This is a genomic window from Leifsonia sp. PS1209, assembly GCF_012317045.1.
Taxonomy (GTDB): domain Bacteria; phylum Actinomycetota; class Actinomycetes; order Actinomycetales; family Microbacteriaceae; genus Leifsonia.
The window spans coordinates 1,956,484-1,982,664 of sequence record NZ_CP051154.1; the positions used below are offsets into that span (position 1 = coordinate 1,956,484).

The following is a 26,181-nucleotide window of genomic DNA, read 5'->3' on the forward strand; positions in this document are numbered from 1 at the left end:
ACCGCGGGAGGTCGCCCGACCGAAGGGCACATCCGTGGACCTCCCCGTGCTGAGCGCGCAGCCCACCGCCCCCACCGCTGATGCTGCAGACGCCGCCGCTGCTGACGCCGTAGAGACCGCCGACGCCGCCGAGCAGGCCGCAGGCCCCGCCGCGCCAGCGCTCTCGCCGTCCACGGCCGACCCGCTCTGGTGGCGCAGCGCGGTGATCTACCAGATCTATCTCCGCAGCTTCGCCGACGGCAACGGAGACGGCATCGGCGACCTCGCCGGTGTCAGGAAGCACCTCGGCTACCTGCGCGACCTCGGGGTCGACGCGATCTGGTTCACGCCCTGGTACGAGTCGCCGCTCGCCGACGGCGGCTACGACGTGGCCGACTACCGCACCATCAACCCGGCGTTCGGCGACCTGGCGGAGGCGGAGACGCTGATCCAGGAGGCGCTCGCCCTCGGCATCCGCACGATCGTCGACGTCGTCCCCAACCACATCTCCGACCAGCACCCGTGGTTCCAGGCCGCGCTGGCCGCCGGTCCAGGCTCTCCGGAGCGCGAACGCTTCTGGTTCCGCCCTGGCCGCGGCGAGAACGGCGACGAGCTCCCCACCGGCTGGGTGTCCAACTTCTCCGGCGAGACCTGGACCCGCACCACGAACCCAGACGGCACGCCGGGCGAGTGGTACCTGCACCTGTTCACGCCGCAGCAGCCCGACCTCAACTGGAACCATCCGGATGTGCGTGCCGAGCACGAGGCGATCCTGCGGTTCTGGTTCGACAGGGGCGTCGCCGGTGTCCGCATCGACTCGGCCGCGCTGCTCGTGAAGGACGAGAGCCTGCCGGAGGTGCCCGAGCATCCGGGGCCGGGGGAGCACCCCAACCAGGACAGGGACGAACTGCACGACATCTACCGCGGCTGGCGGGCCATCGCGGATTCCTACCCGGGCACCCGCGTGCTGGTCGGCGAGATCTGGCTGCCCGAGATCGACCGGTTCGCGATGTACCTGCGGCCGGACGAGCTGCACACAGCGTTCAACTTCGACTTCCTGGCGAGGCCCTGGGATGCGCGCGAACTCCGCGCATCCATCGACCAGACGCGCGCCGCCCACGCCCCCGTGGATGCGCCGAGCACCTGGGTGCTGTCGAACCACGACGTGACGCGGCCGGTCACCCGCTACGGCCGCGCGGACTCGTCGTTTGCGTTCGCGAAGAAGCGCGTCGGCACGCCAACGGATCTGGCGCTCGGCCGTCGCCGTGCCCGTGCCGCCGCCCTGCTGACCGCCGCCCTGCCCGGCTCGCTGTACCTCTACCAGGGCGACGAGCTCGGCCTCCCGGAGGTCGAGGACCTGCCGGCGGACCGGCTCGAAGACCCGATGCACTTCCGCTCCGGCGGGGTGGATCCCGGCCGCGACGGCTGCCGCGTTCCTCTGCCGTGGCGGGGCGTGCATCCACCGTTCGGATTCAGTCCGCGTGAGGCGTCCGCCGAACCGTGGCTGCCGCAGCCGGAGGCGTGGGCGGGCCTGACCGTCGAGGCCCAGCAGTCCGACGCCAGCTCGATGCTGTGGCTGTACCGCAACGCCCTGCGGCTGCGGCGGTCGGAGCCCGGGCTCGGCGACGGACCCCTGCGCTGGATCGACGGCCCTCCCGGCACCCTGGCGTTCTCCCGCGGCGACCAGTTCGTCAGCGTCACCAACCTCTCCACCGACGCGGTGGCTCTGCCGGAACACACCGCCATCCTGCTCAGCAGCGACCCGCTCGTCGACGGTCTGCTGCCCCCGGACTCCACAGCCTGGCTGCGCACGCAGCTTCCATCCCCGCACCACACCGCATCACACCACACCACCGAAAGGAACCGACAATGAGGTCACCACGAACGATCGCAGCAGTCGCAGCGATCACGATCGCCGGGGTCGGCCTGCTCGCAGGATGCTCAGGCTCCGGCAGCGGCGATTCGAGCGACGGCAAGGTGCACATCACCGTTGCCAGTCTCATCCCCGGCAGCGACAAGGCCGCGTTCAAGGCGTTCGACGACCGCGTGAAGGAGTTCGAGAAGGCGAACCCGAACATCGTGGTCAAGTCGGAGGAGTACCAGTGGACCGGGCCGACGTTCTCGACCCAGCTCGCCGGCGGCACCCTCCCCGACGTCTTCAACGTGCCGTTCACCGACTCGCAGTCCCTGCTGCAGGCCGGCCAGCTCGCCGACATCACCAAAGAAGTCTCGGCTCTCTCTTACGCGGGCAAGTTCAACGAGAACGTGCTCGCCGTGGCGAAGAGCGGCGACAAGATCTACGGCATCCCGTACGGTCCGTACGCGATGGGCCTCTCGTACAACAGGGAGATCTTCCAGAAGGCCGGGCTCGACCCGGACAAGCCCCCGACGACGTGGGACGAGGTCCGCAAGGACGCGAAGACCATCTCCGAGAAGGTGCCTGGAGTCGCCGGATACATGCAGATGACGCAGGGCAACACCGGCGGCTGGGAGCTGACCACCACGACGTACGCGCGCGGCGGCCGGATGGAGACCACCGACGGCGGGAAGACGAAGGTCACCACCAACAACCCGGTCACCAAGGACGCTCTGCAGTTCCTGCACGACCTGCGCTGGGAGGACAACTCGGTCGGCAGCAACTTCCTGCTCGACTGGAGCGGCATCAACCAGGCGTTCGGTGCCGGGCAGATCGCCATGTACCCGTCCGGCTCCGACGTGCTCACCGCGCTGGTGCAGCAGAACAACGTCGACCCGAAGAACTACGGGCTCACCATGCTGCCGATCGACGCGAGCAACAAGGATGCCGGTGTGCTGGTCGGCGGCAACGTCGCGGCGGTCAGCCCCAAGTCGAACGAGGCGCAGAAGACGGCTGCCGTGAAGTGGATCGACTTCTACTACATGCAGAAGCTGCTCAACGAGGACCAGGCCGTCGCGGACGCGAAGGTGCTCGCGAAGTCGAACCAGCCGGTCGGCGTCCCGACGCTGCCGGTGTTCGACAAGGCCACGTACGACCAGACGATGTCGTGGATCAAGCCGGAGGTGAACATCCCGCTGGAGAACGTCGCGCCGTTCACCGACAAGATCTTCGACGCGAACCTCGTGCCGGAGCCGAACAAGCACACCCAGGAGCTCTACGGAGCACTGGATGCGGTCGTCCAGGCCGTGCTGACCGACAAGAACGCGAACATCGATCAGCTGCTGACCAAGGTCGACTCCGACATCCAGAAACTGGTCGACGCCGACAAGTAGTGCACCAGGCCGGTCGGCGGGACGCAGCACGCGTCCCGCCGACCGTGCAGCCCGCCGACCGACACCGACAGAAAGCACCGACCCAATGACAGCGATCGACCGCCAGCGACCGACAGCGCGCCGCGTGGCGCGGCGCACCCCGATCACCTGGCTGCGCGGAGGAGGCCTCAGCAACCTCCTCTTCCTGCTGCCGATGATCGTCATCTTCGGCGTCTTCTCCTGGTGGCCGATCGTGCGCAGCGTGGTGATGAGCTTCCAGCACACCAATCTGGTCTCCGCCCCCACCTTCGTCGGCTGGGACAACTTCGTGCAGGTCGTCAACGACCCGCTGTTCTGGACCGCGATCGGCAACACGGCCTGGTTCGCGTTTCTCGCGCTCCTCCTGGGCTACCCGATCCCGCTGATTGCCGCCGTGCTGATGAGCGAGGTCAAGCGCGCGAAAGGGCTCTACAGCGCCCTGGCGTATCTGCCAGTGGTCGTGCCGCCGGTGGTGGCCGTGCTGCTGTGGAAGTTCTTCTACGACGCGAGCCCGACCGGCGTGTTCAACACGATCCTCGGCTGGGTGGGCATCCCGCCGCAGCCCTGGATCCAGGATGCGACCCAGGCGATGCCGTCGCTGGTGGTCGAGGCGACCTGGGCGGCCGCCGGCGGCACCATCATCATCTACCTGGCGGCGATCACCGGCGTCGCGCCGGAACTCTACGACGCCGCCGAAGTGGACGGCGCGAACATCTGGCAGAAGATCTGGCACGTAACGATGCCGCAGCTGAGGAGCATCCTGCTGATCACCCTCATCCTGCAGATCATCGGCACGGCGCAGGTGTTCCTGGAGCCGTACCTGTTCACCGGCGGCGGCCCGGTCAACTCGACCGTGACCGTACTGCTGCTCATCTACCGCTACGCGTTCCAGAACTCGCTGGGCGGCGACTACGGGGCGGCGACCGCCCTCAGTCTGATGCTCGCCGCGTTCCTCGCCGTGCTCTCGCTCGTGTACTTCCGCCTCACCAAGTCTTGGAGCCAGAATTGACCACCTCGACCGATTTCACGCCGGAGGTCATGAACGTCATGACCGACGAACTCGACGACGCCGGGCTGCAGCAGGGCGGCCGGAGAGGCGGAGGGCGTCGCGGGCGCGGTGGCCGCGGCAGGCGCGGCCAGGGGCGACGGGGCCAGGCGCGATGCGGTGACGCTGCGGGGGACCGCGGCATCCTGTCGCCGTCCGACTGGCGCAAGCCGGGCATCCGGTGGGGGACGCGCATCACCCATCTAGTGCTGTTGCTGCTGCTGATCGTCGTCGGGCTCGGGCCGCTGCTCTGGCTCGCGAAGTCGGCGATCACGCCGACGCAGGACACGCTCAGGACCCCGATGGCGCTGTTCCCGAACGGCGTCGACTGGGCCAACATCTCCACCGCGTGGTCGACGGTGCACATCGACGTGCAGTTCATGAACACGATCTGGGTGGCGCTCGGCTCCTGGGTGATGCAGATCGTGGTGGCGACGACGGCCGGATACGCGCTGAGCGTGCTCCGGCCGAAGTACGGCAAGGTGCTCTACGGACTGATCCTCGGCACCCTGTTCGTGCCGTCGGTGGTGCTGCTCGTCCCGCTGTACCTCACCATCCTGAACCCGCCGCTGCTCGGCCAGTCGCTGATCAACACGTTCTGGGCGGTGTGGCTGCCGGCGGGCGCGAGCGCGTTCAATGTGGTGCTGATCAAGCGGTTCTTCGACAACCTGCCTCGCGAGGTGTTCGAGGCGGCGCGGACGGACGGCGCCGGACCGTTCCGGTTGTTCTGGTCGATCGTGCTGCCGATGTCGAAGCCGATCCTCGGTGTGGTGTCCGTGTTCGCGATCATCGCGGCATGGAAAGACTACCTCTGGCCATTGCTCGTGCTGCGCGATCCGGCCATCCAGCCGCTGTCCGTGCGCCTGCCGACGTTGCAGGCGGCGATCCAGCTGGACGTGTACCTCGCGGCGCTGGCGATCTCCACGCTGATCCCGATCGTGCTGTTCCTGGTGTTCCAGGGGCTGTTCCTGCGCTCGGCGGGACTAGGCGGCGCCGTGAAGGGCTGACCGGCGGCCGACCGGCGGCCGCCCCGCTGCGCGACTACCATCGAGAGGTGAGGAGTCGACGAGGAACCCGGACGGCAGCGCTTGCGCTGACGGTCGCGGCCGCCGTCGCCGTCACGGGATGCGCGACCGGCGCGCCATCCGGAGCAGCGGGTCGCACAGCGTCCGCCGCACACAGCTCCACGGCCACGCCGTCGCCGACAGCCACCGCCGATCCGGTGGCCGCGTACGCGCGGGCGCGGCTGGCGAACATGACGCTCCGGCAGAAGGTCGCGAGCCTCCTGATGCTGCACCAGCCCGGCACGGACGGGTCCGCTCTGCGCGGCTTCGTCGACCGGTACGGCGTCGGCGGCATGATCCTGATGGGCGACAACATCCCGGCGAGCCCGGCCGCCCTGGCCGCCCAGAACGCGACGATGACGGCCTCCGATCCGGAGCTGCCCCCGCTGGTGGCGATCGACGAGGAGGGTGGAGACGTCACCCGGCTGCCCTGGGATTCGCTGCCCGGCGCCGACGCGCTGAAGTCCGAGCCGCCGGCGGCGACCCAGACGGCGTTCGCCCAGCGCGGCGCCCTGCTGAAGCAGGCGGGCGTCACGGTCAACTTCGGCACGGTCGCCGACACGACGGCCGACCCCGGCTCGTTCATCTTCGACCGCGTGCTCGGCACGACGCCCGCCGCGGCCGCCGAGCGCGTCTCGGCGTCGGTGACCGGGGAGCGCGGCCAGGTCTACAGCACGCTCAAGCACTTCCCTGGGCACGGCGAGACGGAGGCGGACTCGCACACGAGCATCCCGGCCACCGGCCTCAGCGTCGCCGACTGGCAGACCAGGGATGCTCCACCCTTCGCCGCAGGGATCACGGCGGGGGCCGAGCTGGTCATGTTCGGCCATCTCGTCTACAGCGCGGTGGATGCGGCTCCCGCGTCGCTCTCCGCGCCCTGGCACCGCATCCTGAGCGACCGGCTGGGCTATCGAGGGGTGACGATCACCGACGACATGCGGATGCTCCAGGACTCCGGCCTCGCGCAGTACGCCGACCAGCGGGAGAACGCGATCCAGGCGCTTGCCGCCGGCAACACGATGCTGCTCTACGTGCTCCCCGCCGATCCAGCGGCGGCCGGCCTCGACCCGGATGCGCTGGTGGATGCCGTCGTGGCGGCCGTCGGTTCCGGCCGCATCCCAGCCGCCCAGATCGATGCGGATGCCAGGAAACTCCTGGAACTGCGGCGCTCGCTCGCGGTAAAAGAGTGACGCGTCAACTTTTTTTCGGATTTCCGGAATAGCGGAACGGTCCATACGCTTGCATGTACCTGTACGGCGTGCGGAGCGCCGCAGACAAACTTCAAGGAGATCAACGAATGACCATCGACATCCCCGGATACAAGGCAGGCACCTGGACCATCGACCCCGCTCACTCGGAGGTCGGCTTCAGCATCCGTCACCTCATGATCAGCAAGGTCAAGGGCGTCTTCGAGAACTTCGACGCCACCTTCGTCACGGCGGAGAACCCGCTCGAGTCCACCGTGACCGCCAAGGCCGACGTCGCCTCTGTCAACACCAAGGACAAGAACCGCGACGCGCACCTGCGCACCGGTGACTTCTTCCTCGCGGACGAGTTCCCGACCATCGACTTCGTGTCCACCGGCGTCCGCCACGAGGGTGGCGACTTCCTCGTCGACGGAAACCTCACCATCAAGGGCGTCACCAAGCCGGTCACCTTCGACTTCGACTTCGGCGGCTTCGGCCAGGACCCGTACGGCAACTACAAGGCCGGCGCGACCGCCAAGGCCACGATCAACCGCGAGGACTTCGGCCTCACCTACAACGCGGCCCTCGAGACCGGCGGCGTGCTCCTCGGCGAGCAGGTCACCATCACGCTCGAGCTCCAGGCGGTCCTCGCCGACGCGTAAGCGCCGCGACACCGTACAGACAGGGACTCCGCTTCGGCGGGGTCCCTGTCGTCGTTTCGGGTCAATGGTGCCGGGTCAATGACGCCACATCAGTGGTGCCGCTTCCGCACACCGGGCGGCCTCGCAGCACGGAAGCGGTCGAACACCGGGTTGAGGAACTGCACCAGGAAGGCGAGCGAGCCGAACCACGGCGCGAGCGCGACCGTCAATGCCGCCAGGACCAGGGCGACGATGGTGCCAGCTCTCGTCGAGTGCACAGCGGCGGGGGAGAGGCCGGCGACCAGTGAGCGCTTCGGCGACGTGAGATAGAACCAGTGCAGCGCCGTGAGACCGATCACGAACAGGAAGTTGATGGGCAGCAGGATGCGCCCGGCGACGAAGCCGTTGTACTCGCTGGCCAGGCTCGTGGTGAACGGGATCAGCACGACGCCGAGCAGCCGCACCGTGTTGAGGAGCGTGGCGCGCGGGTCCACCTTGACCACGTACTCGAACTGCCAGACGTGGATGCGCCACAGCGTCGCCAGCAGCAGGAAGCTGATGATGAGGCTGACGAACCCGAACGACTGATCGCCGAGGGCGGCCCAGAGTTGCGCATCCGTGTGGATGTCGCCGAGCTTCGTGACGTCGAGGTCGAGGACCAGCAGCGTCGCCGCGATGGCGAAGACGCCGTCGGTGAACGCTTCGAGTCTTCTGGTGGAGACCGGGGCGTCGTCGGTGTCGGCCACCTCGGCCGCCGAGCCTCGAGGAGGGCTGCTGTCAGCGGACATGCGGCCATGCTACGGCCACACTCGCCGATCAGGCGGTCTCTTCCCCGGTGATCTCGTCGTGCACGCGGCGCAGGTCTTCCATCAGCGAGCCGAGCAGCACCCAGTGGCGCGGGTCGGGCGTCGCGATGACGAGGGGAGCGGTGAGCACGGGCAGCCCTGCGGTCTCCGTGCCGGGTTCGACGACCGGCGCATCCGGATCGCGGGCGAGCAGCCGCAGGTCGTGCGCCGACCTCCGCAGCTCCTCCGCGATGGCCTGGATGGTGGGCTCGCCCGCGAGCGTGTCGTCGTAGTGATCGCGGTAGGCGCGCGTCATGCCGAGCGCGCGCGTGATGATCGGCCGGAACCGGGCGAACAGCTCGAGGTCGTGGTCGAGGGCCACCCGGTGCTTGCCCTGTCGTGGATTGAGGGTGAGGCTGTCCTCCGCCTGGGCGACGGCGGCGTCCGCCTTCTTCTCCATCGGGCGCAGCAGCCGCGCCTCGATGAGCAGCGCGTTCAGCTGCGACGGGGTCTGCGGGGTGGTGAGCGCGGTCGCCAGCCGGTCGAGGGTCGCCGCCAGTTCGGAGCCGAGCCCCAGGATGGCGCGGTGAGCGGGCTCCCACTGCACAGGGGGCACGATCGCGATGTTGATGATCACGCCGATGACGGCGCCGATGATCGTCTCCACGATGCGCGCGAGGGCGTACTCCGGGTTGGACGCGCCGACCGCGAGCACGAGCATCGCGGTGATCGGCACCTGGTTGGCGGTGCCCGGCGTGAGCTTCAGCGCCCAGGCCAGGATGATCGACACGACGACCGCCACCAGCACGATCCAGCTGTTGGTGCCGAACGCGAGGCCGATGCCGTACGCGATGAGCACGCCGACGATCACGCCGATGCTGCGCTCGATGGCCTTGCCGACCGACTGGTTCACGCTCGGCTGCACCACAAGCAGTGCGGCGATGGTCGCGAACACGGGAAGCTCGCCGGGGAGCAGCAGGCTCGCGATCACCCACGACAGGATCATGGCGACCGCGGTCTTCGCCACCTGCAGGAAGGGAACCCTGCTCGCTGTCCTGATGTTGGCAGGGATGCGGATGCTGGCGGGAAGTCGTGGAGCCACGATCCCAGGCTACCGGCGTCAGCCCTCCGCGGTGACCGTCGCTGGCAGGCCGAGGAAGCGCCCGTACGCCGTCGCCGCGCGCTTCACGCCGGCGCGCTCGGCCGCGGTCAGCCGCCCGAACGGAAGCGGCTCGACGGCCACCGACGTGGATGCCGTCGTGCGCCTCCACGTGCCGGCCACCCGTCCCTTGGAGACCAGGATGGGCGCGAACACCCCGTTCTTGCCCGGCACGACCACGGTGAAGTGCGCGTCGTCGATCACCGGCGACCTGTCCTGGTAGCCGAGCAGGTATTCGTCGAACGCGGGCAGCAGGTCGACGGCCGCACGGGATGCCTTGCCTCTGTCCTCCGCGTGCTCCCCGCCGTCCGCGTGCTCCGCCGCGACCAGGTACTCGACGCCGTCCACCTCCAGCCGGCCGATGCGGTCACCGAGCACCGCGATGGCCGTCTTCGCGCCCGCCATCGTGCCCTTGGTCCACCAGACGAAGTCTTTGACGGTCGCCGGGCCGTGCCCGAGCAGATACCGCAGCAGGAACTCGCCGAGGGCCTCGTCCGGCTCCAGCTGCCTGGCCGTGGCGGGCGGCGCCCACTCGTCCAGCAGCACGAGCGCCTGCTGCGTCTTGTGCGTCGGCCCCCAGCAGAGCACGCCGGTCTGGGCCAGGAAGTAAATGAGGTGATAGCCGCGCTGCCCGGCCGTCGCGATGCCGTTCGCCTCCCACAGCGCCATCAGCTCCGCTCTGCCGATGCGTCCTCCGCCCGCGAGGGCGTCGGTCGCGATGTCGCGCGCACGGACGAAGTCGGCGGACTCAAGCTCCAGCTGCCGGTGCCTGGCCGTGAGACCGGCGACCATGCGGGTGGTCGTGACCCCGAGCATCCAGCGCAGGTCGACGGGAGGGACGAAGTGGAGCGTGCCGCGCATCGGCCAGGACCGGATGATGCTACCGGCGTCGAGCGCTGCGAGCACGTCGTCGCGCGTGCTGCCCGGGCAGCGGGCGCCGAGCGCCCAGCACGCGGCGCCGAAGTCCTGGGCCTGGACCGCGAGCATCCGGTGCACGACGGCGGTCGGGTCGCCCGCCGCCGTGTCGCCCGCTGCGGGAGGGTCGAGCAGTTGCGCGCGTCTGCGCATCCTGAGCAGGTCGGCGCGGCGTGCTGTCATGGCCCCAGTATCCCGGACACCGCCGACACGCCAGGCGCAGCCACGGAAGGTCTGACTAGTGCAGAAGCCCGAGGTCGTTGAGCTGCTCGCTGAGTCCGGCACCGTCCGGTGCGTACACCCACGGCGCGCCACTCAGCTCGGTGTGCTTCTCTGCCTTCGACCGGCCACCGGCGAGGACCGCCTCGCTGTTGGACAGCTGCCGGATCGCGACGGCGGTGACGCTGTCCGGGTGCGCGGTCGTGAACTCGCCGTACAGGATCTCGTCGTGCTGGCCGTCGTCGCCGATCAGCAGCCACTTGAGGCCGGGGAACTCGTGGGCCAGCCGTTCGAGGCTGACGCGCTTGTGCTCGCGCCCGCTGCGGAACCAGCGGTCGTGCGTCGGCCCCCAGTCGGTCAGCAGCAGGGGACCGGCCGGGAACAGGTTGCGGGAGAGAAAACGGGTGAGCGTCGGAGCGACGTTCCACGCCCCCGTCGACAGGTAGATCACCGGCGTGCCGGGATGCGTGGCCGCCAGCCGTTCGAGCAGCACCGACATGCCGGGCGTGGCGACGCGGGCGTGCTCGTCGAGCACGAACGTGTTCCAGGCGGCGAGCAGCGGGCGGGGGAGCGCCGTGACCATGACGGTGTCGTCCACATCGGAGATGATGCCGAAGGTCGCCTTCGGGTCGACGATGAAGACCGGGGCCTCGAACACGCGTGTCGACTGCTCGGTGAACATCCTGACCGTGTGCCAGCCGGGCGTCAGCTGCACGGGGATGACCGTGTCGATCACGCCGCCGCGGTCGGGCATCACCGTGTGCCGGTCGCCCTCGATCTCGATGGTGACCGGGGTGTCGGAGACGGGGACGCTGGTGAACGAGCGCCAGCCCCGGATGCTCTCCTCGCGCTTGCGGTGCTTGCGCTCCGCCCTGCTGCCCGGCTTCGGCTCCTTGGCGAGAACCACCCTGCCCAGGATGCGCGCCCAGGTCGGGGCTCCGTAGCCCGCGTACGGCACGACGGTCGCCAGATATCCGCGCTTGCGGGCGCGGCGGGCGCGGAAATCGTGGAACGCATCCTCGATGCGCGCCGCGCGATGCATGATGGGCTCGACGCTCGCGCCGCGTTTGTCAGGGGTGGCGGGCATATCTGACTAGTTTCTCATGGACGCTGGACACCCGTGTGCGCATCCCCCAGATCTGGGGATGCAGTATGCGGCGAGTCGGAGCGAATTCCCCGGCATAAATGAGGTTTCCCCGAATATGATCCGATTATCACGGTACTGAACGCCGTGGGGCTGGGGACCCGACAGACGTATTGTTGATCTGCAGGAAAAAAAGGAGTAGCCCTCGTGCCCATCAACGACCTCGTGGCCGGTCAGAACACATCCGGAGCACCACTGGTGCGAACCGAACCCATCCAGGAGCGGAGCGCAGCACGCATAGACGCGCTGCTCGACGCCGCTGCGGAGGTGGTGGACGAGATCGGTTTCGACCGCCTCACCACCGCGATGGTGGCCGAGCGAGCCGGCGCATCCATCGGAACTGTCTACCGCTACTTCCCGGACCGCATCGTGCTGCTCCAGGCGCTGCGCGACCGCGCCGTGCTCCGCTACCGCCAGGCGGTCGTGCAGGGCATCAGGGCGCAGGAGCCCGAGCACTGGTGGATGGCCGTCGAGTGCGCGATCGACGCGTTCGTCGGCATGTTCCGCGCCGAGCCCGGCTTCCGCATCATCCGCTTCACCGACGCGGAGCGCTCGGGAGCGCCAGAGGACGAGCAGGCGCAGGACGACGACTTCTTCGCCCACCGCTTCGCCGAGATCCTCTCCGACGAATTCGGCCTCCCGGCCGGCGACGAGCTCACCTTCCACCTCGAAGTCGTGGTGGAGATGATGGACTCCCTCATCAACAGGGCCTTCGTGCTCGACCCCGCCGGCGACGAGCGCTTCATCGCCGAGGCCAGGGTCGTCGCCCGCGAGTACCTCGAGAAGCGCTACGGCGACAAGGCCTGAGTAGTTCGCAACACCTCCTCTAGTTGGGAATGTCAGTGGGTGGTGGCATGTTGCCATCCGATACGTCCTCCACACCGAACAGAGTGTGCAGTGCCACTGACACGGAAAGGGGGTTCGGTTGTTCCGGACCGCCCGCGCCACATTTCGACGCAATCCTTTGCCAAAGCGCCTCAATCGTGTTTGGCTGAAAGGACAGGCCTGTGTCGATCCGATGCCAACTTCGAGGAATGAGCCGCACACATGATCGAGTTCCGCTCGGTAACGAAGCAGTTTCCCGACGGTACGGTCGCGGTCGAAGACTTCTCCCTCGTCATCCCGTCGCGTGAGATCACGGTGCTGGTCGGCTCGTCCGGCAGCGGCAAGACGACCATTTTGCGCATGATCAACCGGATGGTCGACCCCAGCAGCGGCACCGTCGAGATCGACGGCCAGGACGTGATGTCCCTGAAGCCCGTGCAGTTGCGGCGCAGCATCGGCTACGTGATGCAGAACTCCGGGTTGCTGCCGCACAGGAAGGTCGTCGACAACATCGCCACCGTTCCTCTGCTGCGCGGCGACAAGAAACGGGATGCGCGGGAGCGCGCCCTGGAACTCATGGACACGGTCGGGCTGGAACGCTCCCTGGCCGACAAGTACCCCAGCCAGCTCTCCGGCGGCCAGCAGCAGCGCGTCGGCGTCGCCCGCGGGCTCGCGGTCGACCCGAACATCCTGCTGATGGACGAGCCGTTCGGCGCCGTCGACCCGATCGTGCGCGACGAGCTGCAGAACGAGCTGATCCATCTGCAGCGGGAGCTGGACAAGACCGTCGTGTTCGTGACCCACGACATCGACGAGGCGTTCCGGCTCGGCACCCAGGTGGTCATCTTCCGGAAGGGCGGCATCGTCGCGCAGAAGGGCACGCCCGCCGAGATCCTGGCCAACCCGGCCGACGAGTTCGTCGCGTCGTTCGTCGGCGCAGACAGGGGCAAGCGCGCCCTGCACATCGAGGAGACCCCGACGGGCAGCGTGCTCGTGGACAGCGACGGCCGCACGGCCGGTGTGCTGCGTTCGGAGGGCTCCGCCCTCCCCGAGGCAAAGGCCACGACCGCACAGGTCGTGGGTGCTCCGGCGCAGGGTGAGGAAGCGTCGTGAGTTGGCTGTGGTCGAACATCGGCCTGGTCTGGGACCTCACGGTCGCTCACGTCACGCTGAGCGTCTTCCCGATCATCATCGGGTTCATCGTCTCGTTGCCGATCGGCTGGGTGGCGAACCGCTACCGGGGAGCCCGGGGCCTGGTGCTGACCCTCGGCGGCATCCTCTACGCGATCCCGTCGCTTCCGCTGTTCGTGGCGATGCCGGCGCTGATCGGCACGAAGATCCTCGATCCGAAGAACGTGGTCGTCGCGCTCAGTCTCTACGCTCTCGCGCTGATGGTGCGCACGACCGCTGATGCACTGGCAAGCGTGCCAGGAGACGTCATGCAGTCGGCGACGGCGATCGGCTTCAGCACCTGGCGCCGATTCTGGGCTGTCGAGCTGCCGCTCTCCGGACCGGTGCTCCTCGCCGGGCTGCGGGTGGTGTCGGTCAGCACGGTGAGCCTGGTGAGCGTCGGGTCGCTCGTCGGAGTAAGCAACCTCGGAACCATGTTCATCCAAGGCCTCAACCAGTACAACAACGCCGAGGTCGTCACGGGCATCGTCGGCATCATCGTGATCGCCCTCGTCTTCGACCTTGCCCTCGTGCTGCTCGGCAGGCTGCTGATGCCGTGGACGAGGCTCGGAACGACCAAGCGCGCCGCCCGCCGGGCGGCGCTGAAGGCGGTGACCGGCGCATGACCGACATCCTCGCGGCATTCGCCTGGGTCTTCGATCCCGCGAACTGGGCAGGGCCGAGCGGGATCGCCGCCCGGCTGGGGGAGCACGTCTGGTATTCGCTGCTCACCCTCATCCTGGCCGCGGTGATCGCTCTGCCGATCGGGTTCGCCATCGGGCACACCGGCCGGTTCCGCGGGCTCGCGATCGGCGTCTCGGGTGCGCTCCGCGCCATCCCGACCCTCGGTCTGGTGGTCTACCTGGCGCTGATCACGCTCAACCTGAGCATCGTCCCACCGCTGATCGCGCTGACCATCCTGGCGATCCCTCCGGTGCTCGCCGGGGCGTACTCCGGCCTCGAATCCGTCGACAGGCGCACCATCGACGCGGCCCGCGGCATGGGGATGACCGAGCTGCAGATCCTGTTCAAGGTCGAGCTCCCGCTGTCGCTGCCGCTCATCATCGGCGGGCTGCGTTCTGCTGCGCTGCAGGTGGTCGCCACCTGGACGGTCGCCGCGATCCTGCCGGTCGGCGGCCTCGGCCGCTACCTGTTCGACGGGCTGGCCGTGCAGAAGTACGACGAGATGCTCGGCGGCTCGATCCTGGTGATCGCGCTCGCCCTCGTCACCGACGGGCTGTTCGCCATCGTGCAGCGGCTCGTCGTGCCCCGCGGCGTCGCGGCCGGCAAGGTCCAGGATGTGCGCACGAAGGACCCGTGGCGTCCGCTCGGGCCGTCCGTCCCGAACCGCCCGCTCGGCACCAACCTCTGATTTTTCCATCCCACAGTCCCAACGCACCCACCGAAAGAGAGAAACGAACATGTTCGCATCGAAGAGAGGCCGCATCGCGGCCGGCGTCCTCGCGGCGGGAGCCCTGCTGGCTCTCAGCGCGTGCTCGTCCGGCGGCGGAGCACTGGACAATTCGTCCACGTCGTCGTCGTCCGGCGACACCGTCACCATCGGCTCCGCCGCGTTCGGCGAGTCCGAGATCCTCATGCAGATCTACGGCCAGGCTCTCGAGGCCAACGGCGTGAAGGTCAACCTGAAGCCCAGCATCGGCCAGCGCGACGTCTACCTGAAGGCGCTGCAGGACGGCTCGATCGACCTCATCCCCGAATACTCCGGCAACCTGCTGCAGTTCTACGACAAGTCCAGCACGGACACCTCCAGCGACGACGTGTACGCGGCGCTCTCCAAGGCGCTGCCGTCCGGCTTCGAGGTGCTCGACCAGGCCAAGGCGCAGGACGCGGACTCGTACAACGTCACCAAGGAGTTCTCGGAGAAGTGGGGCGTGAAGAGCCTCTCCGACCTGTCCAAGGTCACCGAGCCGCTCACGGTCGGCGCCAACCCCGAGTTCGGTGAGCGCCCGTACGGCATCCCCGGGCTCAAGAGCGCGTACGGCGTGACCGCCACGCTCAAGCCGATCAGCGACTCCGGCGGCCCGCTGACCGTCGCAGCCCTCAAGAACGGCGACGTGCAGCTGGCGGACATCTACACCACGACGCCCGCGATCAAGGACAACGGCTTCGTCACGCTGGAAGACCCGAAGAGCCTGATCGCCGCGCAGAACATCGTGCCGCTGATCAACTCCAAGAAGGCCAGCTCCACGGTGAAGGACGTGCTGAACAAGGTGTCGGCCGAGCTCACCACCGAGGACCTGATCGACCTCAACGGCAAGAACCAGGGCGCGAGCAAGACCCAGCCGGATGCGCTGGCGAAGGAGTGGCTGTCCAGCCACCCCATCAAGAAGTAGCAGGAGCGCCGGAAGGCGACGGGCGGGGCTAGGCCTCGTCGAGGTGCGGCGGTTCGGGTTCCCGGACCGCCGCATCCGTGTGTGCGGCGTCCATGTGCTTGGCTTCGCGCTTCTGCAGCACCTTCTTGACGATGTACGCCAGCACGATGAAGGCGGCGATGATGGCGACGAACACGTAGCCGGCGCCGTGCAGCTCCTGCGACAGCTCGCGGTAGCTGCCGGCGGCCGCCGACCCCACGGACACGTAGGCGAACGCCCAGATCACGCAGGCCGGCGCCGTCCAGGCCATGAAGGTGCGGTAGCGCATCGGGCTCATGCCGACGGTGAGCGGGATGAGGGAGTGCAGCACCGGCAGGAAGCGCGACAGGAACACCGCGATCCCTCCGCGCTTGGCGAGGTAGGCCTCCGCCTTGTCCCAATTGCTCTGGCCGAGCTTCAGGCCGAGCCTGCTGGCCCGGATCTTCGGGCCGAAGTATCGGCCGAGGGCGAAGCCGATGCTCTCTCCGGCCAGCGCTCCGACGATCACGACGACCACGAGCGCGAAGTATTCGATCGGGCTCGCCACGGCGGTGCTGGCGACCAGCACGATGGTGTCGCCCGGCACGATCAGGCCGATCAGGATCGAGGTCTCCAGCAGGATTCCGACACCGGCGAGGAGGGTGCGGAGCACGGGGTCGACGCTCTGGACGATGTCCAGGATCCAGGTCAGCGCCTCGTTCACGGCGTCGCCGTCCGCGCATCCCGGGGCTCGCGCCGGATGAGGGTGAAGAAGTACTCGAGGGTGGCCGCCATGTCCGCGCTGTCGTCGAGCATCCACTGCACCTGCATCCCGTCGGCGACGGCGATGGCCAGGCGCGCCACCTGCAGCGGGTCGAGCGACGGGTCGATGCGGTCTGCGCTCTGCTCGGCGCGCACGTGCTCCTCGATGGCGCGGATCAGCATGGCGTAGCGCTCGACGAAGTATGCGTGGCCGGGGTGGTCCTCGTCCGCCGCCTCCGCGGAGATGGTCGCGTACAGCTGGACGAGGCCGGGCACGTCGGCGTTGTGGCGCACGATGTCGACGAGCGTGTCGAAGCCGCGGACGCTGCCGCCCTCCGGATGCGCGTGCTCGTCCACCTCGTCGCGCTTGCGGAGCACCTCGGCGAACAGCTCCTCCTTCGACGAGAAGTGGTGCAGGAGCCCGGCCTGGCTGAGGCCGACGGAGCTCGCGATCTCACGGAGGGACGCGCCGCGGTAGCCCTTCTGGGCGAAGACGTCGAGCGCCGTCGTGAGGATCTCCTCGCGCTTGGCGATTCCCTTGGCGTACGAGCCCTTCTGCGGCCCCTTCTTCGGCATGGGGAAATGCTACTGGGCGCGGGCTGAACGAACGCGCAGTGTCAGCTGGTGAGCACCAGGACGGGCGGCACGATCACCAGGGCGGCGGTGAGCACGACCACGGTCAGCCGGAGCGCGGGGCTCACCGGCCGGTTCGCCGAATCGAGGCGCTCGACCCGCGCAGCGATGGCGTGCCTGCGCTCCTCCGGGGTGCGGCTGTCCTTGGGTGCGCCGAGCACCGCGCCGGCCGTGCCGGTGTCGTCGACGACCCGGATGGCGTCGGCGAGCACGCGGTCGCCGGCCGCTGGCCGGGCGGCGTCGTCGGCCAGCATCTCGATCAGCAGGGCGACGGCATCCTGAGCCCTGTTGGCGATGGGGAACCAGGGGAGCGCCCGCTTCCAGGAGCGGAACGCGTCGAGCAGCAGGTGGTGCTTCTGGCGCAGGTGGGCGTGCTCGTGGGCGACCACCGCATCCAGTTGCTCCGGGGTGAGCAGCGCGATCATGCCCTCGGACAGCACGGTCACGCTCTTCGCGCCCGGCAGGCAGTACGCCGCGGGGGCCGGGTGGTCGATGATGCGCGTGCTCGGGGTGTCCGGCAGCGGTTCGCTGAGCAGGCTGAGGAGTTCCCGGTGGCGGTGGCGCTGGCGTCTGCTGCGCGCCGAGGTGAGTGCGAGGTTGAGCAGCAGGTGCACGGTGAGGAGGACGGCTGCGCTCAGGGCGAAGGTGTTGAGCAGCGACGCCCCGGCGGGCAGCGGGCCGGAGAACACGGTCGAGGCCGCACCCTGGATGCGCGACCAGAGATCGAGCCCGAACGGCTGCAGCCCGTAGAGCAGCAGGGAGCCGATCATCGAGATGCCACCGGCGAGCGCGATGGACTGCCAGAGCGCGAGGGCGAGCACCGGTGCGGACGCCGGCCACTTCGCGCGGGCGAGGAGCACCGGGACGGGCCAGGCGAGGGCGACGGCGAGCACGCCGAGCAGCACGGCGATCTCGTTGACGGGTGGCACGGGAGGCTAGGAGGTGCGGGCGTCGAGGAGGTGGCGCAGCGTCTCCGCCTCCGACTCGTCGACCGAGCCGACGAAGTACGCGAGCGCCGCGTTGCGGTCGCTGGAGGTCTCGAGGACTTCGCGCATCAGGTCGGCGACGTGGCCGGCACGGGAGACCGCTGCGGTGTAGAGGTGCGGGCGCGCATCCCTGTCTCGTTCGGCGAAGCCCTTCTGCTCCAGCCGGGACAGCACGGTGAGCACGGTGGTGAGGGCGGGAGTCTTGCCGTCGGTTCTGGATGCCGCTAGCTTGTCGCGTAGTTCGTTGGCGGAGAGCGGGGCTCCGCTGTTCCACAGAGCGTCCATGATCGCTCGTTCCAGTTCTCCGAGATTGGCCACGGATCCAGGGTACCGCGGCACGCTGAGAATGTTCTACACTTTGTAGAAGTCGAGTTCTACAGAGCGTAGAAATCGACGAGGAAGGTGGACACACCCGTGCACGAACTCCTTGACCCACTTCTGCTCTCACGGTGGCAGTTCGGGCTGACGACGATCTACCACTTCCTGTTCGTCCCCTTGACGATCGGGCTGGTCACCTCCGTCGCGATCTTCCAGACGGCCTGGTACCGCACGGGGAAGGTGCACTACCTGCAGCTGACCCACTTCTTCGGGAAGCTGTTCCTGATCAACTTCGCGATGGGTGTCGTCACCGGCATCGTGCAAGAGTTCCAGTTCGGGATGAACTGGTCCAACTACTCCCGCTTCGTCGGAGACGTCTTCGGCGCACCGCTCGCGCTGGAGGGCCTGCTCGCCTTCTTCCTGGAGGCGACCTTCATCGGGCTCTGGATCTTCGGCTGGGACAAGCTCCCGCGCGGCCTGCACCTGGCGACCATCTGGGTCACGGCCGCCGGCAGCATCCTGTCGGCGTACTTCATCATCGCGGCCAACGCGTTCATGCAGAACCCGGTCGGATACAGCATCAACGCCGAGAAGGGGAGGGCGGAGCTCACCGACATCGGCGCCGTGCTGACCAACAAGGTGGCCCTCGCCGCCTTCCCGCACACGATCTTCGCCTGCTTCATGGTGTCCGCCGGCCTCATCATCACGGTGGCGGCCTGGCACCTGTCGAGGAACCAGCACCTCGACACGATGCGCCCGGCCCTCAAGTTCGGCCTGTGGGTGATGGTGGGCGCCGGTGCGCTGACCGTGCTGAGCGGCGACCAGCTCGGCCTCGCGATGGTCCAGACCCAGCCGATGAAGATGGCGGCGGCGGAAGCGCTCTACAAGACCTCCACCGGCGCGGACGCGTCGTTCTCGATCTTCACCCTCGGCACCCCGGACGGCGTGCACGAACTGTTCTCGATCCGCATCCCGTATCTGCTGTCGTTCCTCTCGACGCACACGCTGAACGGCACGGTCGAGGGCATCAACGACCTGCAGGCGCAGTACGTGCAGCTCTACGGCCCCGGCGACTACACGCCGACCATCTGGATCACCTACTGGGCGTTCCGCTGGATGATCGGGCTCGGGATGCTCCACGTCCTGGTCGCCGTCGTGGGCCTCTGGCTCACCCGCAAGGGCAGGATGCCCACCAACAAGTGGGTCTGGAAGGCCGCGATCTGGGCGTTCCCGCTCTCGATGCTCGCCATGATCGTCGGCTGGGTCTTCACCGAGATGGGCAGGCAGCCCTGGATCGTGTTCAGCCTGATGAAGACGGAGGACGGGGTGTCGCCCGGGGTCACCGGCCTCACCGTGCTGATCTCGCTGATCGCGTTCACCGCGGTGTACGGCACGCTCGCCGTCGTCGAGTTCTCGCTGATGAAGCGCGCGGCCCAGAAGGGTCCTGCTCCCGCGGAGGAGCACGTCGACGACGACGGCAACCACGTCCCTGTCACGACGGTCTACTAGGAGTCTCTGATGGATCTCGCAATTCTCTGGTTCGGTATCGTCGCGTTCTTCTTCGTCGGATACTTCGTGCTCGACGGTTTCGACTTCGGCGTCGGGATGGCGCTGCCGTTCCTCAGCAAGGACGACGTCGACCGCCGCGTGATGATCAACACCATCGGCCCGGTCTGGGACCTCAACGAGACCTGGGTGATCGTGGGTGGGGCTGCGCTGTTCGCGGCGTTCCCCGAGTGGTACGCCACCCTGTTCAGCGGGTTCTACCTGGCCCTGCTGCTCATCCTGCTCGCGCTGATCGTGCGCGGCGTCTCGTTCGAGTACCGGCACCAGCGGCCGGACTCGCGCTGGAAGAAGTGGTTCGACGGCATGATCTTCGTCGGCTCGCTGCTGCCTGCACTGCTCTGGGGCGTCGCGTTCGCGAACATCGTGCAGGGCGTCGCACTGGATGCGCAGTACAACTACACCGGAACGCTCTTCGACCTGCTCAACCCGTATGCGCTGCTCGGCGGGCTGACCACGCTCCTGCTGTTCTTCACGCACGGGGTCGTGTTCATCTCGCTCAAGACGGACGGCGAGATCCGCGAGCGTGCCAGGAAGCTGGCGGTGAAGTCCGGGCTCGCCGCGATCGTGGTGGCCGCGGCGTTCCTGCTCTGGACGGCCATCGCCCACTTCTCGGTGGTGTTCGTGGTGCTGGCCCTGCTCGCCGCCGTCGCGCTGATCGCATCCTGGGTCGCCAACCTGCGCGGGGCGGAGGGCTGGTCGTTCACGTTCATGGCCGTCACCATCGCGCTGGCCGTGGTGTCGCTGTTCGCCGCGCTGTTCCCGAACGTGATGCCGTCGTCGCCGAACCCGGAGAACAGCCTGACGATCGCGAACGCGTCCAGCTCGCAGACGACGCTGACGGTGATGACCTGGGTCGCGGCGATCTTCCTGCCGCTGATCCTGCTCTACCAGGCGTTCACGTACTGGATCTTCCGCAAGCGCGTCACCCGGGCGAGCATCCCGGCCGAGGCGCCGGTGCCCGTCGAGGCCGGCTGACCCGTGCGTCCCCTCGATCCCCGGCTGCTGCGCTACGCGGCGGCGGCGCGCACCACTCTCGCAGTGGGCGGCGTGCTCGCCGTGGCGCAGACGGCGTGCGTGGTGCTGTTCGCCTGGCTGGTGACGCAGCTGGTGGTGCGCGGCGTCGCGGGGGAGCAGCCGGCGGCGCTGGCCGGGCTGCTGGGCTGGCTGGCGCTGGTGGTGCTCGTGCGCGGGGCGGTGGGCTGGCTTGCGGAGTCCGCCGCCGCCCGCGGAGGGGCGACGGTGGTCGGTCAGTTGCGCAGCGCGCTGGTCGCGGCCATCGGCCGGCTCGGTCCGGGCTGGCTGCGTACGCGGAGCACGGCCGACGTCACCGTGACGGTCGGCCGCGGGCTGGATGCGCTGGACGGCTACTTCACCAAGTACGTTCCCCAGCTGATCCTGACGGCCATCGCCACGCCCATCCTGGTGCTGGTGATCTTCTGGCAGGACCCGACCAGCGGGCTGATCGTCGTGATCACGCTGCCGCTCATCCCGGTGTTCATGATGCTCGTCGGCTGGGCGACCCAGGCTGCGCAGAGCAAGCAGTGGTCCGCGCTGTCCCGGCTGTCGCGCGGCTTCCTCGACGTCGTCGACGGACTCTCGACGCTCAAGCTGTTCGGACGTCAGCACCGGCAGGAGGCGCGCATCCGGTCGGTGAGCGACGACTACCGGGTGCACACCATGAAGGTGCTGCGCATGTCGTTCCTCTCCGGCTTCGTGCTGGAGCTCGCGGCGAGCCTGTCGGTGGCGCTGGTCGCTGTGGCCATCGGGCTGCGGCTGCTGAACGGGCAGCTTGACCTGTCCGTCGGCCTGTTCGTGCTGCTGCTCGCTCCGGAGGCGTTCCTCCCGCTGCGGAACGTCGGCGCGAGCTTCCACGCGGCGACGGAGGGGATCGAGGCGGCGCAGGCGGCGTTCGCGGTGCTGGATGAGGACAGGGCGGCTGCGGGTGCTGCGGCCGGTGCTGCTTCGTCTTCCGGACAGCCCGGACTCGTGTTCGACGACGTGACCATCTCCTACGACGACCGGGAGGTGGTGACCGGGTTCTCCGCGGACATCCCGCCCGGCACCCTCGCCGTGCTGACCGCGCCGAGCGGCAGCGGGAAGTCCTCGCTGCTCGCCGCCGTGCTCGGGTTCGTGCCGTTCACCGGGACCATCAGCGCGGGCGGGGCGGTGGATGCGGCCGGTCGCCGCGACGCCGTCGCCTGGGCTGCGCAGACGCCCGGCCTGATCGCGGGGACGATCGCGTCGAACGTGACGCTCGGCTCCGCGCATCCCGAACCGGCGCTGGTCGCCGAGGCGTTGCGGCTGGCCGCCGCGGACGAACTGGCGCCGGAGACGATGCTGGGCGTCGGGGGAGCCGGGCTGTCCGGAGGGCAGGCGCAGCGGGTGGCCGTCGCGCGGGCGTTGTACCGGTTGCGCGCATCCGGTGCCTCTGTAGCTTCTGGCGGGACTGTGCTGCTCCTGGACGAGCCGACCTCGGCCCTGGATGAGACCGCTGAGGCGCGACTGCTCGGCACGCTGCGCCGGATCGCAGACGACGGTGTGGCCGTGCTCGTAGTGAGTCACCGGGACCAGGTGGCCGACGCCGCCGACCTGGTGCTGAGGATGGAGGCCGGAAGCCGTGTCGAGTGAACGAGTGATCGACGCGGGCGTCCCGTCCTCCGGCGGCCTGCACCGCGCGTCTCCCGGCGCCCGCCGGGTGCTGCGGCTCGCGTTGCCTCCCGTGCGGCGGCTGTGGTCGGCCATCGCGCTCGGCGTGCTGAGCGGCGGCAGCGCCGTGGCGCTGCTCGCGTCGTCGGCCTGGCTGATCGCGCGCGCCGCCGAACAGCCGGCGTTGATGTACATCTCGCTCGCCGTCGTCGGAGTGCGGGCGTTCGCCCTCGGGCGCGCGTTCTTCCGCTACCTCGAACGGCTGGCCGGGCACGACGCCGCCTTCCGGCAGCTGCCGGAGGTGCGCGCGGAGCTGTACCGGCGGCTCGTCCCGCTCGCACCGGACGGCCTTGGCGGCACGCGTCGCGGCGACCTGCTCTCCCGGCTGGCGAACGACGTGGACGAGCTGCAGAACTACCCGCTACGTGTCGTCCAGCCGCTGGCGACGTCCGGCCTGGTCGCGTTGCTCACGGTCGCGGGCACGTTCCTGCTGCTCCCGGAGGCAGCCCTCGGCCTGCTCCTGACGCTCGCGTTCGGCTTCGTCGTCGGCACCCTCGTGAACACCTGGGCGTCCGGCCGGGCGGAGCGGAGGCTCGCCCCGCTGCGCGCCGACCTCAGCGACGCGGTCAGCGACCTCGTACGCAACCTGGACGTCCTCACCGCCTTCGGCGCGCTCGACACCGCGCGCAGGAGGGTCGACGACGCGAGCGCCGCGCTCACCGCGGCCGTGCGTTCGCGGGCGGTCGGGGTGGCGCTGACCGGCGCTGTGGTCTCCGTGCTGGCGGGCGCCGCCACGGCGATCGCCCTGGCCACGGGCATCCCGGCCCTGGGCGCCGGACGGATCGACGGCCCGGAGCTCGCGGTCGTCGCGCTGCTCCCGCTCGCGGTGTTCGAGGTGTTCGGGATGGTGCCGCTCGCGCTCGGTTCGTGGCGTCAGGTCGTCGCGAGCGCCGAACGCATCGCGGAGACGGCCCCGCAGACGCTTCCCTCCGGCATCCCCGTCGACCGGGATGCTCCGGTCGAACTCGTGGTGCGGTCTGTCCCCGAGCTGCGCCTGACCGGGGTCGGCGCGCACTGGCCCGGCGCATCCATCCCGGTGCTGACCGACGTGGATGTGCGGATCGCGCCCGGCGAGCGGGTCCTGCTCACCGGGCCGACCGGCGCGGGCAAGACCGCCATCGCCCACGTCCTCACGCGGCTCATCGACTACTCGGGCAGCTACACGATCGACGGCGTCGAAGCCTCTTCGGCGCGGCAGGACGATGTGCGCAGGATCGTCGGCCTCTGCGAGCAGCAGCCGTTCCTGTTCGACGCCGACCTCCGCCAGAACCTCCTGTTCGCGCGGGACACCGCGACGGACGCCGACCTCCTGGCCGTCCTCGACCGCGTCGGCCTCGGCGAGTGGACGGCCGAACGCGGCGGGCTCGACGCGCCGGTGGGGGAGCGCGGCGCTCTCGTCTCCGGCGGTCAGGCACAGCGCATCGCGCTCGCCCGCGCCATCCTGGCCGACTTCCCCGTGCTCATCGTGGACGAGCCGACGGCCAACGTCGACGGCGCTGTGGCGGACACGGTCGTGCGCGACATCCTCACGACCGCGGCCCAGGACGGGCGCAGCGTGCTGATGATCTCGCACACGCGGGTGCCGTCGGAGCTGATCGACAGGAGCGTCAGGATCGAGGACGGGCGGGTGGTGGCGTAGGAGATTCTGGTATCCGGAAGGCTGCGTCTCGAGGGGCGGCTAGGCTGGTGCGAGACGCCGAGCGGATCGAGGAATCAATGAGTCGACCCAATCGAGTGACCGGAGTGGCTTTCCGGCATTGGCTCTCGAGAGTCGGCGAAGTCTGTGTTGCTGTTGCGGACAGTTTCCTCGGCAATTTCCGCCGCTAGCGAAGGGTGACGAACGGAGAGGCGCGGACGTGCGCCTCTCCGATACGCCTTTCCTGTTCAGTCCCCGCGACGCTGCGTAGCCACCGCATCCCGTCCGGCCCAGAAGTTACCCAGGGCGAGGAAGATCGTTCCGTCGACAGCGAGCACAACGAGCCAGATCCACCACGGAACGACCGCTCCGAAGGTGAACGCCAGAACAACCAGCAGGAGCATCGATGCGAACGATGCGACCTTGCGCGGCATCGTGGCGTTGAGTGCTTGCCGCACCTCGGGTCGGAACGCGTCGACGATGGTCACTTGCAGTAGCCACCCGAATACGCGAGGCTCCCGATGACGCCGGGGCCGATCAAGAGCTGTTCGCACTTGCCAGCGTTGTATGCGCGCTGACTGTTGACCAGGATGGACCCGGCGTTCGCTCCACACAGCGCTCCTCCGACATAGCCTGTGAGCCGCGTCACCCAGCCGCAGACGGTTGCCATTCCGGTCATGGTCGTCGCGGTTTTGGTCTCGGCACGATTGAGCTTGACCGAAGGGAGACCCATCTCCCACACGAACGCCGGATCGGCCACGATCGGGTAGTTCGCTGTGCCCCTGTGGTCGACAACCTGGGTGAGCGTCGTGTCGTTCAGCTCATAGTGTGTCGGTACGGCAACGCCGCGTGCGTCCTTGGCCCACGGCTCAGCGATAAAGGTCACCGGGTCACCCTCCCCATTGACCACGAAATAGCCTCGCCCTGCAGGAACGATCTGACCGCCGGACGGGAGGGTCAGCTGGTAGCTGTAGCGCGAAGGGGCATTACAGCGACAATGCACGGGGCGTAGCGAGCGGCGCTCCGCTCACACCTCCCGCGCCAGCGCAGCGAGCCGGCTGCGCCACGCGGTCGCACGCGCCGCATCCTGAGCCAGCTGCGGCCCGTCCACCCACGACGTCACCGCCCGGATGCCGTGCAGCGCGTTCACGGCCCAGACCACCGTTCCCTTGAGTTCGGCGGGGGTCACGGCCTCCTCGTCGACCGGGATGCGCAGCGCAGCCGCCACCCCGCGGACCGTGCGCGCCGCCACGCTGTCGACCTTCGCGAAGGTCAGCGGAGGGGTGGCGAGCGTGTCGCCGCGCCACCACAGCAGGGCCGTGGTCGTTCCGTCGGAGATGAGGCCGTTGTCGAGGATGACCGCCTCGTCGGCTCCGACCTGCTGGGCGCGCTGGCGGAGCACGCCGAGCTGGGCGATGTCCGGACCCTTGATGTCCGGCACGCGGCGGGGGTCGCCGTCGGCCGTCGCGAGGACGACGGAGTCGGTCAGCGGGGGAGCGGGACGCAGGCGGAAGCGGAGGCGGTGCGCATCCCGGATCGTCGCCAGCTCGAACCGCGGGAACCAGGCGCCGGTGCGGGGGATCGTCGCGACGGCGGCGTCCCAGAAGTGTTCGGTCTCGGCGCGGTCGCGGAAACCCTGCTCGCGGGCGGAGTCGAGGAACCGGGAGCGGTGCAGGCCGAGCGCGAGCACCCGGCCGTCGTCCACCAGGAACGAGTCGGCCACGTCGAGCGTCTGCTCCACCACTTCGCAGTCGTCGAGTGCGACGAGTTCGCCGTCGCGCCAATCGGAGAGGGTGGTGCGCGCATCCATTCGCCTAGGCTAA

At 68.9% G+C, this 26,181-nt stretch carries 26 protein-coding genes; 15 read left to right on the plus strand and 11 right to left on the minus strand.

Annotated features, from left to right (window positions below; all coding sequences use genetic code 11):
* The first annotated feature begins 202 nt into the window (after window positions 1-202).
* From HF024_RS09285 to HF024_RS09310, 6 genes are all read left to right on the plus strand, one after another.
* On the plus strand, window positions 203-1,852 hold the full coding sequence (locus HF024_RS09285) for a glycoside hydrolase family 13 protein (RefSeq protein WP_247597424.1): 1,650 nt from the start codon (window positions 203-205) through the stop codon (window positions 1,850-1,852).
* A complete protein-coding gene (locus tag HF024_RS09290; protein WP_168689367.1) occupies window positions 1,849-3,228 on the plus strand; it encodes an extracellular solute-binding protein in 1,380 nt (459 codons plus the stop codon). Before HF024_RS09285 ends, HF024_RS09290 begins: the two co-directional genes overlap by 4 nt.
* 85 nt (window positions 3,229-3,313) lie before the next feature.
* A complete protein-coding gene (locus HF024_RS09295; protein ID WP_247597386.1) occupies window positions 3,314-4,255 on the plus strand; it encodes a sugar ABC transporter permease in 942 nt (313 codons plus the stop codon).
* Window positions 4,252-5,298, plus strand: a complete 1,047-nt coding sequence (locus tag HF024_RS09300; protein WP_247597387.1) for a carbohydrate ABC transporter permease — start codon at window positions 4,252-4,254, stop codon at window positions 5,296-5,298. The genes HF024_RS09295 and HF024_RS09300 overlap by 4 nt, the downstream gene beginning before the upstream one ends.
* A 47-nt stretch (window positions 5,299-5,345) precedes the next feature.
* Window positions 5,346-6,545 carry a glycoside hydrolase family 3 N-terminal domain-containing protein gene (locus HF024_RS09305; RefSeq protein ID WP_168689368.1) on the plus strand — a complete coding sequence of 400 codons (1,200 nt, stop codon included), beginning with the start codon at window positions 5,346-5,348 and terminating at the stop codon, window positions 6,543-6,545.
* 107 nt (window positions 6,546-6,652) lie between these two features.
* The gene (locus HF024_RS09310) at window positions 6,653-7,204 is read left to right on the plus strand and encodes a YceI family protein (protein ID WP_085368439.1); all 552 of its coding nucleotides are present in this window, start codon (window positions 6,653-6,655) and stop codon (window positions 7,202-7,204) included.
* Between the two features lie 89 nt (window positions 7,205-7,293).
* On the opposite strand, the gene HF024_RS09315 is transcribed toward HF024_RS09310, so the two are convergent.
* The 4 genes from HF024_RS09315 to HF024_RS09330 are packed head-to-tail and all read right to left on the minus strand — an operon-like array spanning window position 7,294 to window position 11,348.
* Window positions 7,294-7,971 carry a TMEM175 family protein gene (locus HF024_RS09315; protein WP_168689369.1) on the minus strand — a complete coding sequence of 226 codons (678 nt, stop codon included), beginning with the start codon at window positions 7,969-7,971 and terminating at the stop codon, window positions 7,294-7,296.
* 28 nt (window positions 7,972-7,999) lie between these two features.
* Window positions 8,000-9,070 (minus strand): aromatic acid exporter family protein, encoded by a 1,071-nt coding sequence (locus tag HF024_RS09320; RefSeq protein ID WP_247597388.1) that lies wholly within the window; start codon window positions 9,068-9,070, stop codon window positions 8,000-8,002.
* An 18-nt stretch (window positions 9,071-9,088) separates the two neighbouring features.
* On the minus strand, window positions 9,089-10,225 hold the full coding sequence (locus tag HF024_RS09325; RefSeq protein WP_168689370.1) for a winged helix DNA-binding domain-containing protein: 1,137 nt from the start codon (window positions 10,223-10,225) through the stop codon (window positions 9,089-9,091).
* 55 nt (window positions 10,226-10,280) lie between these two features.
* Window positions 10,281-11,348, minus strand: a complete 1,068-nt coding sequence (locus HF024_RS09330) for a phosphatase domain-containing protein (protein ID WP_085368436.1) — start codon at window positions 11,346-11,348, stop codon at window positions 10,281-10,283.
* A 204-nt stretch (window positions 11,349-11,552) separates the two neighbouring features.
* Here HF024_RS09330 and HF024_RS09335 point away from each other — a divergent pair, with 204 nt between their 5' ends.
* From HF024_RS09335 to HF024_RS09355, 5 genes are all read left to right on the plus strand, one after another.
* Complete coding sequence (locus HF024_RS09335) at window positions 11,553-12,212, plus strand: TetR/AcrR family transcriptional regulator (RefSeq protein ID WP_168689371.1); 660 nt, start codon at window positions 11,553-11,555, stop codon at window positions 12,210-12,212.
* 240 nt (window positions 12,213-12,452) lie between these two features.
* The gene (locus HF024_RS09340; RefSeq protein ID WP_168689372.1) at window positions 12,453-13,343 is read left to right on the plus strand and encodes an ATP-binding cassette domain-containing protein; all 891 of its coding nucleotides are present in this window, start codon (window positions 12,453-12,455) and stop codon (window positions 13,341-13,343) included.
* Window positions 13,340-14,026, plus strand: coding sequence for an ABC transporter permease subunit (locus HF024_RS09345; RefSeq protein WP_168689373.1), 687 nt, complete (start codon window positions 13,340-13,342; stop codon window positions 14,024-14,026). Before HF024_RS09340 ends, HF024_RS09345 begins: the two co-directional genes overlap by 4 nt.
* Window positions 14,023-14,772, plus strand: a complete 750-nt coding sequence (locus HF024_RS09350) for an ABC transporter permease (RefSeq protein ID WP_168689374.1) — start codon at window positions 14,023-14,025, stop codon at window positions 14,770-14,772. The genes HF024_RS09345 and HF024_RS09350 overlap by 4 nt, the downstream gene beginning before the upstream one ends.
* 49 nt (window positions 14,773-14,821) lie before the next feature.
* Entirely contained in the window at window positions 14,822-15,754 is a 933-nt protein-coding gene (locus tag HF024_RS09355) for an ABC transporter substrate-binding protein (protein ID WP_168689375.1), read from the plus strand.
* Between the two features lie 28 nt (window positions 15,755-15,782).
* Here HF024_RS09355 and HF024_RS09360 read toward each other — a convergent pair whose 3' ends face one another.
* From HF024_RS09360 to HF024_RS09375, 4 genes are read right to left on the minus strand one after another with little or no spacing between them, the layout of a single operon-like run.
* Complete coding sequence (locus tag HF024_RS09360; RefSeq protein ID WP_168689376.1) at window positions 15,783-16,475, minus strand: DedA family protein; 693 nt, start codon at window positions 16,473-16,475, stop codon at window positions 15,783-15,785.
* Complete coding sequence (locus HF024_RS09365; RefSeq protein WP_085368427.1) at window positions 16,472-17,089, minus strand: TetR/AcrR family transcriptional regulator; 618 nt, start codon at window positions 17,087-17,089, stop codon at window positions 16,472-16,474. Before HF024_RS09365 ends, HF024_RS09360 begins: the two co-directional genes overlap by 4 nt.
* A gap of 41 nt (window positions 17,090-17,130) precedes the next feature.
* The gene (locus tag HF024_RS09370) at window positions 17,131-18,075 is read right to left on the minus strand and encodes a M56 family metallopeptidase (RefSeq protein WP_168689377.1); all 945 of its coding nucleotides are present in this window, start codon (window positions 18,073-18,075) and stop codon (window positions 17,131-17,133) included.
* A 6-nt stretch (window positions 18,076-18,081) separates the two neighbouring features.
* Window positions 18,082-18,450: a BlaI/MecI/CopY family transcriptional regulator gene (locus HF024_RS09375; protein WP_085368425.1), complete on the minus strand. Its 369-nt coding sequence runs from the start codon at window positions 18,448-18,450 to the stop codon at window positions 18,082-18,084.
* A 96-nt stretch (window positions 18,451-18,546) separates the two neighbouring features.
* Here HF024_RS09375 and HF024_RS09380 point away from each other — a divergent pair, with 96 nt between their 5' ends.
* From HF024_RS09380 to cydC, 4 genes are all read left to right on the plus strand, one after another.
* Window positions 18,547-19,959: a cytochrome ubiquinol oxidase subunit I gene (locus HF024_RS09380; protein ID WP_168689378.1), complete on the plus strand. Its 1,413-nt coding sequence runs from the start codon at window positions 18,547-18,549 to the stop codon at window positions 19,957-19,959.
* A 9-nt stretch (window positions 19,960-19,968) separates the two neighbouring features.
* Window positions 19,969-20,991, plus strand: coding sequence for a cytochrome d ubiquinol oxidase subunit II (gene cydB, locus HF024_RS09385; RefSeq protein ID WP_085368424.1), 1,023 nt, complete (start codon window positions 19,969-19,971; stop codon window positions 20,989-20,991).
* A 3-nt stretch (window positions 20,992-20,994) separates the two neighbouring features.
* Window positions 20,995-22,644, plus strand: a complete 1,650-nt coding sequence (gene cydD / locus HF024_RS09390; RefSeq protein ID WP_168689379.1) for a thiol reductant ABC exporter subunit CydD — start codon at window positions 20,995-20,997, stop codon at window positions 22,642-22,644.
* A 67-nt stretch (window positions 22,645-22,711) separates the two neighbouring features.
* The gene (gene cydC / locus HF024_RS09395) at window positions 22,712-24,361 is read left to right on the plus strand and encodes a thiol reductant ABC exporter subunit CydC (protein WP_247597425.1); all 1,650 of its coding nucleotides are present in this window, start codon (window positions 22,712-22,714) and stop codon (window positions 24,359-24,361) included.
* 245 nt (window positions 24,362-24,606) lie between these two features.
* Here the strand turns inward: cydC and HF024_RS09400 are convergent, their stop codons facing one another.
* The 3 genes from HF024_RS09400 to HF024_RS09410 form a co-directional block, all read right to left on the minus strand.
* Window positions 24,607-24,846 (minus strand): hypothetical protein, encoded by a 240-nt coding sequence (locus HF024_RS09400; protein ID WP_168689380.1) that lies wholly within the window; start codon window positions 24,844-24,846, stop codon window positions 24,607-24,609.
* Window positions 24,843-25,244, minus strand: a complete 402-nt coding sequence (locus HF024_RS09405; RefSeq protein WP_168689381.1) for a hypothetical protein — start codon at window positions 25,242-25,244, stop codon at window positions 24,843-24,845. The genes HF024_RS09400 and HF024_RS09405 overlap by 4 nt, the downstream gene beginning before the upstream one ends.
* Before the next feature lie 141 nt (window positions 25,245-25,385).
* Window positions 25,386-26,168 (minus strand): aminotransferase class IV, encoded by a 783-nt coding sequence (locus tag HF024_RS09410; RefSeq protein ID WP_168689382.1) that lies wholly within the window; start codon window positions 26,166-26,168, stop codon window positions 25,386-25,388.
* Window positions 26,169-26,181: the final 13 nt, after the last annotated feature.